Below are 16,108 nucleotides of genomic sequence, written 5' to 3'. Positions count from 1 at the left end.
CTACTTTCTCGCCTTCCCAACTAAGTCAGTGGCATTTGAGATTTCGTACTCCCTTACAGTAGCGGGGGCTGCAAAGGCTTCTACCTTTTTCCCTATTAACCTGTCTTTAAACAGGACCGCACTACAAATATGAATTTTTTTAGTATAACATATGCCTCATTTTTATTCAATGGTTAAGATGTCGATTTTTTCCTATCATTCTTATTGACGATCATAATGGTTGTTATTAGTAGTATCTAATATATAATTCTTGTTAGCGCAAACAAAACATGATACAATACCCTCATACAACGACACTACGAGTATCCTCTAACAATGAATGCTACGCAACCCTCTAACAAAAAAAAGGTATTTTCGACACCTTATAATAAGAAAGGTATTTCATGAAATTAAAAGGAAAAATTGTTCTCATTACAGGAATCATCATCGTTATCGCCATCAGTATACAAGGTATTGTAAGCACATTGGCTTCCAATCGTGCTATGGAGTCTGTCGTCACTTTACAGCTTCAAGACCAAATCAGCAATATAAAAAGTGATATTCAATCTGCAACGGAAGTTGTTGCTATAACTCGAAATGCTCTAGATGAGAAAAATATTGCTTTAACCAAGTCTATTGTGCAGCTTATAGCTGAGGATGAAACATGGCTTGAGACCGGTAGAATGTCTGCCTTAGCCAACCAATTAAACGTCTCAGAAATCCATGTAATTGACGGATCCGGTGTATTAACCCATGGTAATATTGAAGGTTTTTATGGATTTGATTTCAGTACTTCTGAACAGACGCTGCCATTTTTAGACTTAATTGGTAAAACCGATGGCGTATTAGCTCAAGCGCCTGAACCACGTGGAACAGACAACACACTTTTTCAGTATATTGGTGCTTCCAGAATAGATGCACCCGGCTTGGTCCAGATTGGTATTGAACCAACGGCTGTTCAAGAACTATTGGATAATCTGGATGTCCAAAAAAGCATTGAACGTTTGGTTGTTGGTGAAGGTGGCTATGCTTTAATTGTTGATGAAAATGATACAATCATCAATCATAAAGATATGAGCTTCGTCGGTAAGAATGTGGAAGAAATTCCTTGGTTAAGTGGTACACTTAGTCAACCCGATGCAATTGATACAATTCATGATGATGGCGTCTCCTATTATGCCATGTCACACAGCCTTGATGGTATAAGATTAATTGTCACTTATCCATTGGCCGAAGTCGAACGTATTCGTATGGCATCTGTTATTAATAATGTAATCGGTATCCTCGTTGCTATTGTTTTACTGGTATTGATTATACAATGGATTATTGGAAAATGGGTTTCAAAACCTATACGCCTTATTCAAGAAGGTATGAATGAAGTTGGTCAAGGTAATTTTACTGCTTCTGTTAACTATCACTCAAAAGATGAAATAGGGGCTCTTTCTCTTGATTTTACCAAAATGACTGAAAATGTAAGACGCCTCATACATGAAACAACCCAACGAATCGAATCTGTTGCAAGTGCTTCAGAGCGCATTAATCATAATGTAGATGGTCTTACAACTTCCAGTAATGAAACAACCAGAGCCATCGAAGAAATCGCAAATGGTGCCAGCGAACTAGCTTTAAATGTAAACGACCGACTTATAGCCGGTAAACAATTAGGTGATAGTGTGAATATGATTTTTGACCGTTTATCCGAAGCTAAAAATGAATCAGATGGTATGGTCAACTCCAATGCCCTAGGACGTACTAAAATCAACACTTTACAAACAGTATTTAAAACCACGGTGCAAAACACCAATGATGTGGCGAATAATGTTAATACTCTAAACAAAAGCTCTCAAGCTATTGAAAACATCGTCGTCACCATTCAAGGTATTTCTGCTCAAACCAATTTATTGGCACTCAATGCTTCAATTGAAGCGGCACGTGCCGGAGAAGCTGGTCGTGGTTTTGCAGTCGTAGCTGATGAAATCAGAAAGCTAGCAGAACAATCTTCTCGCTCTGCTGAAGAAATCAATGACATCATAGCGGGCATTATCCATGTGGTAGAAGGCACCAGTAAAACCGTTGTTGATACACAAAATTCTGTCGAGTCTGCTCAACTCAACCTTGACGAAACCGTTTCTGTATTTGATGACATGGATACCAGTGTTACAAAAGTTGAAGGTGTCATTGATGCCTTCATTACAGAAACCAAAAATATTGAACAGCTTAAAAATGAACTACTCACTTCACTTGAATCCATGGCGGCCATCAGCCAAGAATCCGCTGCTTCAACAGAAGAAATCAATGCTTCAACAGAGGAACAGATGTCAAGGATTACTGAAATTAGTGAAGCCATCTTACATCTGAATGCAGACATTCTTAAGTTATCTGATGAGATGCAACATTTTGAAGCTTAAATTCTAACCAAACTATGGTTAAAGGGTCAAAACTAAGTTTCACTAAATTCATATACCATATATAGATTACGTTGATACATTCGCAACTATATATGGTATATGAAAGTTCAACTATATAGTTTTGACGCCTTAACCAACTATACTATTAATAATAAAAGAGGCATAACATACTTAATCAAGAAAGATTATGTATTTATGCCTTTTTTATGGATACATATTTCATAGAAGCGTTTATTATAGATTTTTTAGCACTTCTTTTTGAATGTCTATAAAAGATTGTAAAACCTCATCATCATGGGCCATGGATAAAAACATGGCTTCAAAAGTTGATGGGGCCAAAAGAATTCCCGCCTCAAGCATGCCTGCAAAATAACGTCCGAACAATTCGGTATCTGACTTCATGACTGAATAGTAATCCGTCACCGGCTCTTTTGTAAAAAACAGACTCAGTAGTGAACCCACTCGGTTCACCTGGCCTTGGATACCGGCTGCCTTCAGGTTGTCAATCATAGCTGTTTCAAGGAAAACCGCTTTTTCTTCTAATTGCCTATAGATCTCAGGATGCTTTTCTAAATAGTTTATGGTATTAAGACCCATGGCCATCGCCACTCTATTCCCAGATAAGGTCCCAGCCTGATAAACATCCCCAAGTGGTGATATATGGGCCATGATATCAGCCCGTCCGCCATAAGCACCAACAGGCATGCCACCACCTATGATTTTCCCAAGACAGGTTAAATCCGGTTGAAGATCATAGTATCCTTGTGCGCCGTCAAGGCCAAGTCTAAATCCAGTAATAACTTCATCAAAGATCAGCACCGAATTTGTAGAAGTTGATAAGTCTCTTAGGCGCTTAAGAAAAGCTTGGTCCAAGGGTACAATACCCATATTGGCTGCTACCGGCTCAACGATAACACCGGCCAACTCATGACCATATCTTGCCCATAGTGTTTCAAGACCTTCTATGTCATTGATTTGTCCAATAAGTGTATGTTCAACCAAAGCATTCAGTACACCAGCACTGGTAGGTACATTAAAGCTTAGTCCACCTGAACCGGATTTGATCAATAAACCATCTGAATGGCCATGGTAACAGCCTTCAAACTTAAGTATTTTATCCCGTTTGGTATACCCTCTGGCCAAGCGTATGGCACTCATGGTCGCTTCTGTTCCTGAGTTCACCATCCTGACCATCTCCATTGAAGGTATCAGACGGTTGATGGTCTGTGCCATTTCAACCTCTATGGCTGTGGAAAGTCCAAAGCTAATACCTTCTGATAATACACCATCTACCCCTTCTAAGACCACAGGATTAGCATGGCCTAATATATGGGGACCAAAACCACCGATAAAGTCAATATAGACTTTGTCTTCCACATCCCAAACATGAGCTCCTAAAGCTTTTTTAGCAAAAATTGGTGGGGTGTCAACAGAGCCAAAGGATCGCACCGGACTATTCACACCGCCCGGCATCACTTTTTTTGCCGCTTCAAAAAGTTCTTTATTATTCATAATCAACCTACCTATTCACCGTATTTTTCTATAAGTTCCTGTACTACAGGGGCAAAATAACTAAGAATCAGATTTGCACCGGCTCTTTTAATTCCAATTAAAGACTCATAAATGCTTTTTTCGGCGATAAGATTTTCTCTAACAGCCTTCTCTAACATGGCATATTCACCACTCACTTGATAGGCTGCAATAGGCCTGTTAAAACCTTCAGAAGCCTTTGAAAGGATGTCCAAATATGGCATGGCCGGTTTGACCATAAGAATATCCGCCCCTTCTTTAATATCTAATTCAAATTCATTGAGAGCTTCAGATGCTCGGTGAAAATCCATCTGATAGGCTTGTCGATCACCCATTGCAGGGGCTGAATGTGCCGCATCTCTAAAGGGCCCATAAAATGAGGAAGCGTATTTAGCACTATAGGCCATAATAGGTAAATGTTCAAAACCGTTTTTATCCAAAGCGGTTCTAAGGCTACCAATACGTCCGTCCATCATATCCGAAGGTGCTACCATATCTGCACCGGCTTGACCATGACTGATGGCAATCTTGTCTAATGTTCTTAAGGTCTGTTCTCGTTTGATAATGCCCTGTGAGTCAAAGAAGCAGCAGTGACCGTCCGACTTGTATTGACACAGGCAGATGTCTGTAATCAAGAAGACCTCCTGACTTATCGCTTTTATCGCTCTAAGTGCTTTTTGGACGATGCCGTCATCATCATAGGCACAAGCCCCTTGATCATCTTTTTCCTTCGGTACTCCAAAAATAAGAAAGCTTTTAATCCCTTTGGACTGCCACTGGGGCACCAACCGTTCCAGTTGGTCCACGCTAATATGGTACTGGCCTTTCATGGACTCTATTTCTTTATATACATTCTCACCTTCCACGATGAAAATCGGATAAATCATATCATCCATGGTTAATTGTACATCCCGAACCATCTTTCTTAGTACGCCATTTTGCCTTAATCGTGTTGGTAAATATCCCATATTGCTACCGCCTACCCTTCTTTTAATTCTATTTTTACAATGATATTTTCTCCATAATCATTTCGTATATACCTTGATATGTATGGGTTGTTGCCTCATGTATTAGTGCCCAGTGATATTCTTTTAACGCTTCTGTGGTCATGGGGCCAATGGAATACGCCGGTATCGACCGAGATATCTGGGTATAATCCTCACTATTCATGGTCATAAACGCTTCTACAGCAGACCGGCTGGTGAAAATAACCCCATCATACCCCTCATCTAAAAAGTCCACTTTTGTTTTTGTGGGAACCACTTCATATAGGTGAATATCCGTCACTTGGGTTTTCTCGCCCAAGGCTTTTATGATCTCTGTATTCCCCAGTTTGGACCTATAAAAGCAAATACCTTGACTCAGTTTCTGTCGGTCCATCTTATATTGTATCAAATCCAGTAGTTCTTTTGTGGTGAATTTTTCAGGCATATAATCCGGTAGGATACCATGGTCCTTTAAAGCTTTTGTGGTGGAAGTCCCTATACTGATAATAGAGGGTCCTGTAAGGATGCGCAGGTCCCGGTTATGCGCTTGTAAGGCTTTAAAAAAACAAGTCACACCAAAAGGACTGGTAAAAACCATAGCCCCCAACCCTGAAAACCAGTCTTTAGAAAAATACTCTAACTCCGGATGCAATATTTTATGGGTAATCATAGGCATTTCAACCACTTCTGCCCCTTGATTCTTTAGATTCTGAAGCAACTTGGCTCGGTTGGTCATTTTGTCCTTATCCGAAGATCCAACCTCATTTTTTACTTCAGGTGTCGGCAAGGTGAGCAATAATTTTTTCCCAAATAAAGGCTTGGCTTCAAGATTTGCCAATTGATGATGGAATCCTGCCACTTCACCAATGACGATTAGACCAGAACGGCTTTCATGATCATCAATGGCTGTGCTAAGTTCATCTAGCCTTATACTGACGGTTTCTTGTTGAGGTGTTGTAGCATGATAAATAATCGCAACTGGGGTCTTAGCTGATTTGCCTGCATTTAAAAATCCTTCTGCAATGGCCTTGGCCTGTCCAATGCCCATTAGAATAATACAGGTCCCTCCCGCTTTTGTCAAAGCTTCATAGTCCATTGGTGCACCCGATTTGGAGAGATGGCCTGTCATCACATGAAAAGATGCAGACAATCCTCTGTGGGTTATGGGTATTCCGGCGTAGGTCAAGCCACCTATAGCAGAGGTAATGCCTGGTACAACATCATAATCTACGCCTGCTTCTTTAAGAGCCAAGGCTTCTTCACTACCACGGCCAAAAACATAAGGGTCGCCCCCTTTAAGACGAACCACCTTAAGTCCAAGTAAAGCTTTTTCAATCAATAAGGCATTAATCTTTTCTTGGGTCATGGTGTGATCTCCGGCTTTTTTACCCACATATATTTTTTCACAATACGTAGGTGCTAGATCCAGTAATGCCTTACCACTTAAGTAATCATAGGCAATGACATCCGCTTCACTTAGATAACGCATCCCTTTGACTGTAATCAGTTCCACGTCTCCCGGACCTGCACCGACCAAGGCAACAACTCCTCTTGATCGAGATGTCAGTTTTTTGGCCATATGGCGACCATGTTTGATCAGTTGATCTTCCAAAAATTTCATCTGTTGTTCATTTTGGACCAAGTCCAAATCATGGATAAAACCAAGCTTTAGAGTCTCTCTGTGAGCTGTTTGACCATGCTCGTCACCTAATAGACTATAGAAGGTAAGATTCAGGTCTAAAGATAGGTCTAGGTAACCACCAATTGCCATATGACATGAACCTTGTGTGCCTTTTAGATAAGCTCGCTCCAGTCTTGCCTGTAAAGTGGCTTTATGATTTTGAATTGATGCCAGAAGCCTAAATAAAGCTTCATCTTCTTCTCGAATCTCAAGTCCCAGTATGCCTTGACAAGGTGCCGGTATCATTTTCTTATAATCTAAGGCTATAAAGTTAAGGTGTGGGTATTCTTTTTTTAAATCCAAGCGGTGGATGCCGGCTTGTGCCAAAACAATCCCATCCAGCATATTCTCATTATTATCATACTGATTATCTTGATTTTTTTCATCCTTTTTATCTAACTTTTTGAGCCTTGTATCAATGTTCCCTCGAAGATTCTCAAAGACCACCTCAATGCCCAAACTTGAGAACAAACGCTTTAGCTCGACTCTACGTCTTGGGCTGCCCGTGCCGATGATTAATTTTGGAGGTAAGTTTTCCAGACTTGCCGCTTCTTTTATAATGAGATAATCAAATGGGTTTTCTCTTGTAATCGTGCCACCAAGGATTAGCCCTTGGGGTAACCTGGCCGGCATATCTTTAAGACTGTGAACGGCCAAATCAATGCGCTTATCAAGAAGAGCTTGTTCAATTTCCTTGATAAATAGACCTTGCCCCCCTATCTGAGATAAAGGCCTTGTTTGGTCCCTATCCCCTTTGGTTTCAATAATGACACATTCAAGTTCTAAGGGTTCATTGGATGAAACTAGTGTGTTAGATGAGTCAGCATTTTGTTGATAGGCTTTTTGTAGATGAGACATTACAAGTTCTGTCTGCTTAAGTGCAAGGGCACTGCCCCGTGTTCCTAATCTTATTTTCATATCATCCCCCATTTATGGTCAGTTTCTCTAAAATACGTCTTAAGGTCTCGGTATCTTTATAGATGATGGCGCGTAACATCTTGTTTCTCTTAACCGAATCTCTTTCCCTCTCCTTAAAAACTGTTCTAATCGCTCCCAGTAACTTTATTTTTTCTTCCCAACTTTCATCATATTCTTCTTTAAGCTTACCAATGATTTTCTGTCCCAGTATAGGGCTTTGCCCACTGGTGCTCACCGAAAAAATAAGTTGACCTCGCTTTAGGACTGAGGTAAACACCACATCACATAAATCCGGTTGATCCACCACATTACAAAGAATACGAAGTGCCTTACAATCCTCATAAACCTGTCTATTAACAAGCGCATCATTGGTTGCAGAAATAACTAAAAAAGCACTTGTAATATGGTCCTTATTATAGGAACTGACCCTACATTGAACCTTAGGACCCATTTCTAATAGACTTGGCAAAAAATTCAAGCTCACCGCTTCAACCCTAGCACCAAAGTCAATTAATTTTTGGATTTTCTCAAGGGCTACGGATCCGCCTCCAATAACCACAATCTTTTTTTCTTCTATATTCAACATTACCGGTAAGTACATAGCCTCACTCCAAATCGTACAATTTTTTCATTAAGGTCAAAGCCTCTTTAAGCTCTTCTTCTTCCATATTCTTTAATCCCAAAATAGGCTCTTTCACCACCCTAAGGATCGCTGATTTAATGACTTTTTCAATATATGCACTTTCTTTTTGACTCAGTTGTATCTTTTTATGAATCAAGTCCATAGCGTCCCCGTAGGCTGTCTGAACTTTGTTCTGAAGACCTTCAATAGTCGGATCAGCAACTGAACGCATCATCCAGTCTTTAAGCATTTCAACTTCATGGGGTATTTTTTCTAACATACAATCTGCCATTTCTCGTCTGACTTCCAGATTATCCTCAATGGTTTTTCCAATCTCATCGATACCAAGGACTTGAATGTGATCTATTATATCGATTCGGCGTTCAATATCAGCAGGAACCGCCAAGTCTATAAACAACTGATTTTTTATTTCACCTTGATACAGATTCATGGTTTCCAAGAGTCGATCATATGAAAATATATAATGGGGGCTGCTGGTAGCACTGATAATACAATCCACTTGGCTTAGAAAAGCATACCGTTCTTCATAATGTAGAGTGCCATCATCTAAGTCCACACCATTCTTTTGACATATGGAACGGCCTGTTTTGTATATTACCAAACCTTCTTCATCAGCCACTTCATCGAAATACTTCTTGACCAGACGGCCTGTTTCACCAAGACCGACGATCATAACCCCTTTACCACCGGTTCTTTTAAGAAAATCCATGGCACGCTTATAAGCCAGATAGGCCACGGAGATGGGCAAATGAGAAATACCAACTCTGGTTCTGATTTCTTTAGAAAAACGAATGCTTTCTTGGAAAAGTCGGTTTAGTATTTTATTGCTGATCCCCATTTTGGATGCCAAAAGCCAAGCGTCCTTAACTTGGGATAGAATCTGATCCTCCCCAAGTACCATAGAATCCAGACCCGCTGTTACTTTCAGCAAATGGGTGATGGCTGCATCTCCGGTTAAGGACCACAGACGTTCTCGAAAAATAGGCCTATCTTCCGGCTTCAATTGGTCAATAATGCCTTCAATCACCTCTAATACATCTTTATCAGCGCCTGTATAATAGAGTTCAAAGCGGTTACAAGTGGATAATAAGACATTGCCACCAACTGATTCAAACAATTGAATTTGATATTCCATCCGCTTTGTTTGTGTCCAAGCCAATTGTTCTCTTAGATCCACTTCCATTTCTTTATAACTTACACCCACAACATTCACAACCATCGTATATCCTTTCCAAAAAACAAAAATAAAGAGCAAGGACACCGAAGCACCCTTGCCCTATATTATATCATCTGAGATCTGTATTGTCTAAGCATGACGATGTGAGATTGTTCCTGTGCCACCAAACCATCCATCTTGTCATGTTCAGCTACTGGTAGATGTCTTTGTGCCTCTCTAAGAAATAATATGGTGTCTTTTTCAAGTCGAAAAGCCAAATCAAAAGCTTCCTCCAGATTCATAACCTCTTTTTTCTGCGTCATAAAGTCAATGTTGTCTTTAATTAAAGCATCTATATAAGCCATATATTCTTCATCAACGTCACTGGTCGTAAAATTCACGTATTGCTCTTTGAGGGACTTATAGAGTTTTTCATGTGCTTCTTCCTGCTTGGCCAATGCCTTAAAAAGTTCCGTCAACATCTCATCTCCAGCCTGATTGGCCAAATCTTTATAATGCCCTTGACCCATCACCTCAATATCAATGAGCACATCCAGTAGATCTTCCAGTAAAAATATTTCTTGCATGATATAGACCCCCTTTTCTACAAACCTTCATGGTTAAACTGCATATCTGTTTTATAATGGTACCCATGCCACTGTATATGTTCTGCCACTAGGGCTTTTGGATTCAAGGTAATGCTTTCTAAGACTTCTTTTTTAAAGACTTGATAACCCATACGGTCCACAATATAACCGATATGCTCCTTCGGATCATCTTATTGATTTCCGGGATTCGATCAAAGTCGATTCCAGGACATTCAAAACCTTGTCTGGTGGTCAAATGAACCGTACCGTCACCATACTTTTCTGCTACTTCTTGAATGATTTGAAAATATTTGGCTTCCAGATGGCCACCCGGAACTCGGACTCTAAGGGCGGTTTTATTTCTAATTTTTGTAATTCTATACGCATTTTTTGTCACTAATTTTCGATCTATACTCATGAGTACGCCTCCTTAGTCCAACAATGTCTTTGCCTTGGTATAGTTAAAAACAGGACCTTCTAGGCAAACATAAGTTTCATCAATCTTACAGTGACCGCATTTACCAATACCACAACTCATTTTACGTTCAAAAGATACCCAAATATTTTCTTCAGCAAAACCAAGACGTAACAACTCTAAGGTGGTGAATTTCATCATCATGGGTGGACCAACGAGGATGACCGTCTTATTTTCTACATCGGACAAATCCAAATCTTTAATATGGCTTGGAATAAGGCCAACCATATAAGGCCACGAATCATCCCCTTGATCAACCGTAAGGATCATAGGCACCTGCTAAGCCGGATGCGACTAGATATCTACCAATACCACTTTTCATGAAGTTTATTTTGTTGACAGACCCTTGGCCTACCAACATAAGGATTTCTTTATACATAAGATTACCTTTCTCTCTAAAGTTATCATATATTTAACAATTGTTCCACTGATTTAATGCTTCAGAAAAAAGCAGTCAGCCATTAATCATCCTGTTATAATGGCTGACTGCTTTTCATTCATTTTCTACTGATTAAGTTGTTCAATGAGATCCTCAATATTAAGACCATGAATTTCTGCCGCTTGACTTAAGGACTCCATTTGAGATGAAGGACAACCTAGGCATCCCATACCATTAGAAATTAAAATACCTGAAGCATCCTCTTTTTTACTTAATATTTCACTGATTAACATATCTTTTGTAATGTTCATATCGTTTCTCCTCGTATAAGCTCTCATTATTGTATGCTTTTGCTTAGGTTCTTTTTCATATTGGTACGTGAATTTATCGGTATTTCCTTCAACAAACCCTTTAATAAAGGCCGCTCTAAAATTGTAATAATAACCAACGTCCATCCCTTCGGATATCCAATTGTCTTGGTGGACACATCTATTGGTTAACCATATAACTTGTTGATCATCTTGTTCTATGACTTCATTAACCCGGTCACATGGCATGCCCTCTAATAAATAGTCACTAAGAGTCACAAAAATCTGATTAGGATCTGTAAATCTTTCATTTCGCTCAATGGCTTTTTCTTTTCCCTTATTGTAATATACCGCAACCACTGTATCTGCTGCTTCTTTGACTTGATCATTTAGGACTTTGATGATTGCAGCTTGTCTTTGCTCTGCTCTATTAATACTGGTTTGAAGCCAGCCATGGATATTACTTGTATCAATCAAGGACTCAATAGGTTCATCTCCCATAGGATACCCATAATCATCATAAATCGCTCTTAAAGTGTCCTGTTTTAAGATTAAGGGGAATTGATTGATAATGTCCTGCTCAATATCTTCAAATAATTTGATTTTGTTAAACAACCACGTGTGAATAGGTGCTAAAAATAAGCTCATATTATATTTCCTTTCTTTTTTCATAGGTAGCGAGAACCGCTTTTTTATAATCATCAAAACCGACGCGGTCAATCATTATGCCCAGTTTTTCTCCGGTATCTGCCATCTCACAATAGGTATCAAACACAGCATCGACCATAAGAAAAACTTCTTCTTCAGTAAGTTGGCTTGCAACTTCATCCGGCAATCTCGGATGAAAGCCAGCACTGCCACCGACTCGGACAATGTAGCCTTCAACATCTGCTAGTACGACTATGTCTTTAGCATTAGCACTTGTACAGGCATTTCGACAGCCGGCTACAGCGATCTTAACCCTGTTAGGTGCCGCTTTTCCGTAGTAACGCTTTTCAAGGGTCATGCTGACTTTCATAGAATTTTGTTTGGCTCTTTTGCAAAAGGAAGCCGGACACATCTCAACATTCTTGACGGAATAAGGGGACAATACGCCCGGTTCCATACCAAGATCTGCCCACGCAGCGTCTACCTCTTCTGCTTTGAGCCCAATAATCATGACCCTTTGTCCTGATGTGATTTTAAGAGTTGCTTTATATTTTCTTGCCACTTCTGCAAGGCGTATCATGTTATCCGGCGTAATAAAACCACCAGCAATCCTTGGCGTAATGGAGTAGGTTCTTTTATCGTTTCTTACCTTTTGAAGATTTGCATACCTAGGATTCGACATGAATGGCTCCTTTCTTATGAGTTTTGATTTGTCTTATGTGCCTATTATATATATAATAAGTCAATAATTCGGTATCCTATGTTACCTTATTGTTTGAAGACACGCTTTGCTTCCTGCTGTTTGTAGTAGAATAATTCTTTGATGCTAAGCCATGATAGGCTTTTAGAAAGTACAAAAAAATAGCCACCATGATCAATCATGAGGGCTAAAATTGGCTATTTGCAATTATTGTAAGTCAAGAATACTTTTTTGTTGTTTCTGTGTCATAGCTTTGAAAACAAGGTCATAAGACATATCCAGCATGATTTTTAACACTTCATCAGGTACATCCCCCTCTAGAAATACAGAATTCCAATGGGTCTTATTCATGTAGTACCCGGGTATAATATCAGGATATTGATCTCGTAATGATTGTCCAAAAACCGGCTCGCATTTGACGGTTATAATCGGTTTCTTTTCTTTATTAATCCCGATCATCACATACATCTTATTTCCTATTAAGTATCGTGTGGCTTCCCACTCCACTTTATAGTCTCTTATCGTGCCTGTCTTTGCTAAACAATATCCATCCACCTAATCGTATTTCACTGTTTTCCTCCCACTTATTACCTAGATATGTTACCATCGTTTTGAATAATGATAACATATAATTATTTATTTATTTCTTTATTTCTTTTTTATTTTAATCACACGATCTTCAGTGACTATATAGTCCATGATTTGGTCTTTACTTTCGTAGGGTAGCTGATTTTCCAGATGGTTCTCATAAGCTAATCCAACTTTTATAAGACCTGGATGGGCGTTCAGATAATTATCATAATAACCACCACCATATCCGATTCGATTCCCTTTAAGATCAAAACAACAACCGGGTACAAGAATCAAATCCCCTTCTCTAGGCTCATAGACAGCACTGCCAACTTTGGGTTCCATTACACCAAATGTGCTTTTTTTCAACTGTTCTGGGCCGATATAGGGAGAGAAAGCCATTTCTTTTTTATCTATTACCCTTGGTACTAAGAAATTATAACCTCTATGGTTCACCATGTCTTTTATAAAAAGACAATCCACTTCATTTTTCATAGCAATATAGCCAAAAACATTACAGGATTGGTTAAAAAAATCTGCTTCTAGAATGCGTTTGACGATTTTCTCACTCTTACGACTTACATCAGAAAAATACATCTGTTGTCTTATAAATAAATGTTTTGCTCTATAGTTTGTTTTATCCATCACTTTTCCTTCTGATGGGCGTTATGCTTCCATCGGCTTCTACAAAACTTGCTTGACTTAAAGTTGCCTTGACACCATTTTTCCAGCTTTCAATATAAGCCTTTCTCAATACTTGTTGTTCTCCTTTTTCCTTTTCATTCAAGCCTTCTGATTTGGATTTTTTGGCCAAAAAATTAATACGTTCGATTTGAGATTGATCCATTTCAGACCTCCTTTTTATAACGCTTTAAATAAAGTTCCAACATCTTCACCTGCGAGTATATCCAGCAAGACATAAGGGCGATCTGCGTTGGCTATAACCATATCAATATGTGCTTGTGTCGCAATCATAGCCGCTTGAAGCTTTGTTACCATACCGCCCGTTCCAACAAGGGTGCTTGAACCTGTTGCCATTTTAAGTATATCACCGTTGATTTCCATGACTTTCGGAATCAACTCTGCCTCTTCATGACGCACGGGATCCTTCGTATGTAGGCCGTCAATATCCGAAAGCAGTATGAGTAAATCAGCTTTAACGAGCGTAGCAACAATCGCTGACAAGGTATCATTATCGCCGAATTCAATCTCATCAGTGGCTACAGTATCGTTCTCATTCACAATCGGAATGGTTCCATAATCCAACAAGGCATTAAAGGTATTGATAACATTATTTCTACTTTTTTCTTCCGTGGTAATATCTTTTGTTATGAGTACTTGCCCTGCTATGATATTATATTCTCTAAAAAATTTCTGATACATACGCATCAAGGATGCTTGTCCTACCGAAGCAACCGCTTGTTTCTTATCCATATCTAATGGCTTGCTTTGTAGGTTTAATACACTAATTCCTGCTGCCTGTGCACCTGATGATACTAAGATAACATCCAGGCCACTGTGTTTCATGTCCGCCAGTTGACGAATGAGTTTTTCCATCTTTGTAAAATTAATATGCCCGGTATCTTTGAAAGTCAAAGAGGATGAACCCACTTTTACAACAATTCTTTTCTTGTTGATGAATGCTTTTCTATCCGTCATATCCACAACTCCTATGCCAAGATGTAATCTGCTTTATTTTACAACAATAAGCCAGCCTAATCAATCCTTTAGACCTATTTTGAAAAGTTTCATGATTAGTAACAAAAAAAAGGCTTGAATACGTAAAAATAAGGTAGGTTCTACTTAATGATGCTTGTAAAACCTACCGATTTATATGCGAACTGTATAGATGCGTTATCCTTTATAGACTTGGATTATGATCGTCTTTCTTAGCAGCATCGATTTGCTTCATGTTTTTGCTTTTCTTTATACTCTTTTTGTAGATTCTAATCCCTATGAAAATCATGAAAGCTGTAAAAAGTAGATATGGTGAATTGGCTACTACATAGACGATTAAATCTTCAAAGCCTTCCTTGATATCCATAAAAGTGTTTTTAATACCTTGACTTACACGTTCGCCTAGCGTAATAGGTTCTTTTTCGATGATTGTTGGTTTTAGAACTTCTTGAACATTAACGTGTATGGTTGAATAACGAACACTTTCACTCATGTTTCTTAGATTACTTGTATACCGTTCAATCTCATATCGAACATTCTGAAGTGCATACTCCAGTTGGATGACATCTTCAAGCTTCTCAGATTTTTCTAGAATAGCTAGAAGTCGATCCTCTTGTACTTTAAGTGTTTCCAGTCTAGATTCTACATCTACAAATTGACTGGTTATATCTTCACGGCCTTCATTAGCATTGAGTACTTGGCCTATGGTTTTAAGTTCTTCAAACATAGCTTCAAACTGTTCAGCCGGAACTTTTATAGCATAACGACTGGATCTTCTCTGGGCACCACTTTCATATATTTGACCGCCATAACTTTCTGAACTTTCCACATAAGCGTTGTATTTGCCTATAGATTCTTTTAAAGTTGTTATGGTTTCATCATATTCAAGGGTTTCTAAAGACATATGACCGGTTTTAATAATCTTACGTTCATTAACAACCATGGAATCAGGTAAGGGTTCTCCGTCATCAAAGCTTTTTGATTCTTCAACGGTCATTTCCATTTCTTCACCAGCTTCTTCTGTAGCTTCTTGTGGCATAGAGGGTGCACTTTCACCATAGTCCATAAAGCCGGATTCATTTGAACTGGTTGCTGAATCCTCTGTCATTTTGCTTTTTTGAGCACCACATGCGGACAAAACAAGTACCATCACCAGCACACTTACAATCCCAATTTTTAAACGCTTAAATCTTTTCATCGTCAGTCTCTCCTTTTCTCTCTCACTATATCTCTCTTGATGTATACTATATTATCTATTATAATCATTCTGACGTAAATCGTCGATTTTTGTTCCATTTGACGCTTTAACCTATGTTGGTTATAGCGTCAAAATTAAGTTTCACTAAAATCACTTTAAATATATAGATTACGTTGATACATTCGTAACTATATATTGAAAGTAAAAGTTCAACTATATAGTTTTGACGCTTTAACCTATGTTATAATAATTTTATAGTCAACAT

18 protein-coding genes and 1 riboswitch are annotated in these 16,108 nt (G+C 38.9%); of the genes, 1 reads left to right on the top strand and 17 read right to left on the bottom strand.

The window, feature by feature from the left end:
- Nucleotides 1-136, bottom strand: a riboswitch (cobalamin riboswitch). This riboswitch is flagged as partial in the annotation.
- Between the two features lie 247 nt (nt 137-383).
- The gene (locus AC6F8J_RS14015) at nt 384-2,387 is read left to right on the top strand and encodes a methyl-accepting chemotaxis protein (protein ID WP_500724224.1); all 2,004 of its coding nucleotides are present in this window, start codon (nt 384-386) and stop codon (nt 2,385-2,387) included.
- Nucleotides 2,388-2,621: 234 nt separating this feature from the next.
- On the opposite strand, the gene hemL is transcribed toward AC6F8J_RS14015, so the two are convergent.
- From hemL to AC6F8J_RS13930, 17 genes are all read right to left on the bottom strand, one after another.
- Nucleotides 2,622-3,899 (bottom strand): glutamate-1-semialdehyde 2,1-aminomutase, encoded by a 1,278-nt coding sequence (gene hemL / locus AC6F8J_RS14010; RefSeq protein WP_500724222.1) that lies wholly within the window; start codon nt 3,897-3,899, stop codon nt 2,622-2,624.
- 11 nt (nt 3,900-3,910) lie between these two features.
- Entirely contained in the window at nt 3,911-4,885 is a 975-nt protein-coding gene (gene hemB, locus AC6F8J_RS14005; RefSeq protein ID WP_500724220.1) for a porphobilinogen synthase, read from the bottom strand.
- Nucleotides 4,886-4,919: 34 nt separating this feature from the next.
- Nucleotides 4,920-7,502, bottom strand: coding sequence for a uroporphyrinogen-III C-methyltransferase (cobA, locus tag AC6F8J_RS14000; protein ID WP_500724219.1), 2,583 nt, complete (start codon nt 7,500-7,502; stop codon nt 4,920-4,922).
- A gap of 1 nt (nt 7,503) precedes the next feature.
- Nucleotides 7,504-8,103 (bottom strand): NAD(P)-dependent oxidoreductase, encoded by a 600-nt coding sequence (locus AC6F8J_RS13995; RefSeq protein WP_500724217.1) that lies wholly within the window; start codon nt 8,101-8,103, stop codon nt 7,504-7,506.
- Nucleotides 8,104-8,107: 4 nt separating this feature from the next.
- Nucleotides 8,108-9,364: a glutamyl-tRNA reductase gene (gene hemA / locus AC6F8J_RS13990; protein WP_500724215.1), complete on the bottom strand. Its 1,257-nt coding sequence runs from the start codon at nt 9,362-9,364 to the stop codon at nt 8,108-8,110.
- Nucleotides 9,365-9,426: 62 nt separating this feature from the next.
- Nucleotides 9,427-9,888, bottom strand: coding sequence for a ferritin family protein (locus AC6F8J_RS13985; RefSeq protein ID WP_500724213.1), 462 nt, complete (start codon nt 9,886-9,888; stop codon nt 9,427-9,429).
- Between the two features lie 17 nt (nt 9,889-9,905).
- On the bottom strand, nt 9,906-10,040 hold the full coding sequence (locus tag AC6F8J_RS13980; protein WP_500724211.1) for a hypothetical protein: 135 nt from the start codon (nt 10,038-10,040) through the stop codon (nt 9,906-9,908).
- Nucleotides 10,007-10,306 carry a ferredoxin-like domain-containing protein gene (locus tag AC6F8J_RS13975; protein ID WP_500724209.1) on the bottom strand — a complete coding sequence of 100 codons (300 nt, stop codon included), beginning with the start codon at nt 10,304-10,306 and terminating at the stop codon, nt 10,007-10,009. The genes AC6F8J_RS13980 and AC6F8J_RS13975 overlap by 34 nt, the downstream gene beginning before the upstream one ends.
- A gap of 12 nt (nt 10,307-10,318) precedes the next feature.
- Nucleotides 10,319-10,633, bottom strand: coding sequence for an iron-sulfur cluster-binding protein (locus AC6F8J_RS13970; protein ID WP_500724207.1), 315 nt, complete (start codon nt 10,631-10,633; stop codon nt 10,319-10,321).
- Nucleotides 10,617-10,742 carry a hypothetical protein gene (locus AC6F8J_RS13965; protein ID WP_500724205.1) on the bottom strand — a complete coding sequence of 42 codons (126 nt, stop codon included), beginning with the start codon at nt 10,740-10,742 and terminating at the stop codon, nt 10,617-10,619. The genes AC6F8J_RS13970 and AC6F8J_RS13965 overlap by 17 nt, the downstream gene beginning before the upstream one ends.
- A gap of 125 nt (nt 10,743-10,867) precedes the next feature.
- Nucleotides 10,868-11,698 (bottom strand): DUF1858 domain-containing protein, encoded by an 831-nt coding sequence (locus AC6F8J_RS13960; protein ID WP_500724203.1) that lies wholly within the window; start codon nt 11,696-11,698, stop codon nt 10,868-10,870.
- A gap of 1 nt (nt 11,699) precedes the next feature.
- Nucleotides 11,700-12,380, bottom strand: coding sequence for a ferredoxin-like domain-containing protein (locus AC6F8J_RS13955; RefSeq protein ID WP_500724201.1), 681 nt, complete (start codon nt 12,378-12,380; stop codon nt 11,700-11,702).
- A 225-nt stretch (nt 12,381-12,605) separates the two neighbouring features.
- A complete protein-coding gene (locus AC6F8J_RS13950) occupies nt 12,606-12,953 on the bottom strand; it encodes an MmcQ/YjbR family DNA-binding protein (protein WP_500724199.1) in 348 nt (115 codons plus the stop codon).
- 93 nt (nt 12,954-13,046) lie between these two features.
- Entirely contained in the window at nt 13,047-13,613 is a 567-nt protein-coding gene (locus AC6F8J_RS13945) for a 5-formyltetrahydrofolate cyclo-ligase (RefSeq protein WP_500724197.1), read from the bottom strand.
- Nucleotides 13,606-13,815: a DUF896 domain-containing protein gene (locus tag AC6F8J_RS13940; RefSeq protein ID WP_125135663.1), complete on the bottom strand. Its 210-nt coding sequence runs from the start codon at nt 13,813-13,815 to the stop codon at nt 13,606-13,608. The genes AC6F8J_RS13945 and AC6F8J_RS13940 overlap by 8 nt, the downstream gene beginning before the upstream one ends.
- A 14-nt stretch (nt 13,816-13,829) precedes the next feature.
- A complete protein-coding gene (gene proB / locus AC6F8J_RS13935) occupies nt 13,830-14,627 on the bottom strand; it encodes a glutamate 5-kinase (RefSeq protein WP_500724195.1) in 798 nt (265 codons plus the stop codon).
- Nucleotides 14,628-14,829: 202 nt separating this feature from the next.
- Nucleotides 14,830-15,843: a DUF4349 domain-containing protein gene (locus tag AC6F8J_RS13930; RefSeq protein WP_500724193.1), complete on the bottom strand. Its 1,014-nt coding sequence runs from the start codon at nt 15,841-15,843 to the stop codon at nt 14,830-14,832.
- Nucleotides 15,844-16,108: the final 265 nt, after the last annotated feature.

The sequence above is a fragment of the Petrocella sp. genome (assembly GCF_059865615.1).
The sequence above is the reverse complement of the archived record's forward strand: the minus strand, read 5'-3'. Positions and strand labels throughout refer to the sequence as shown.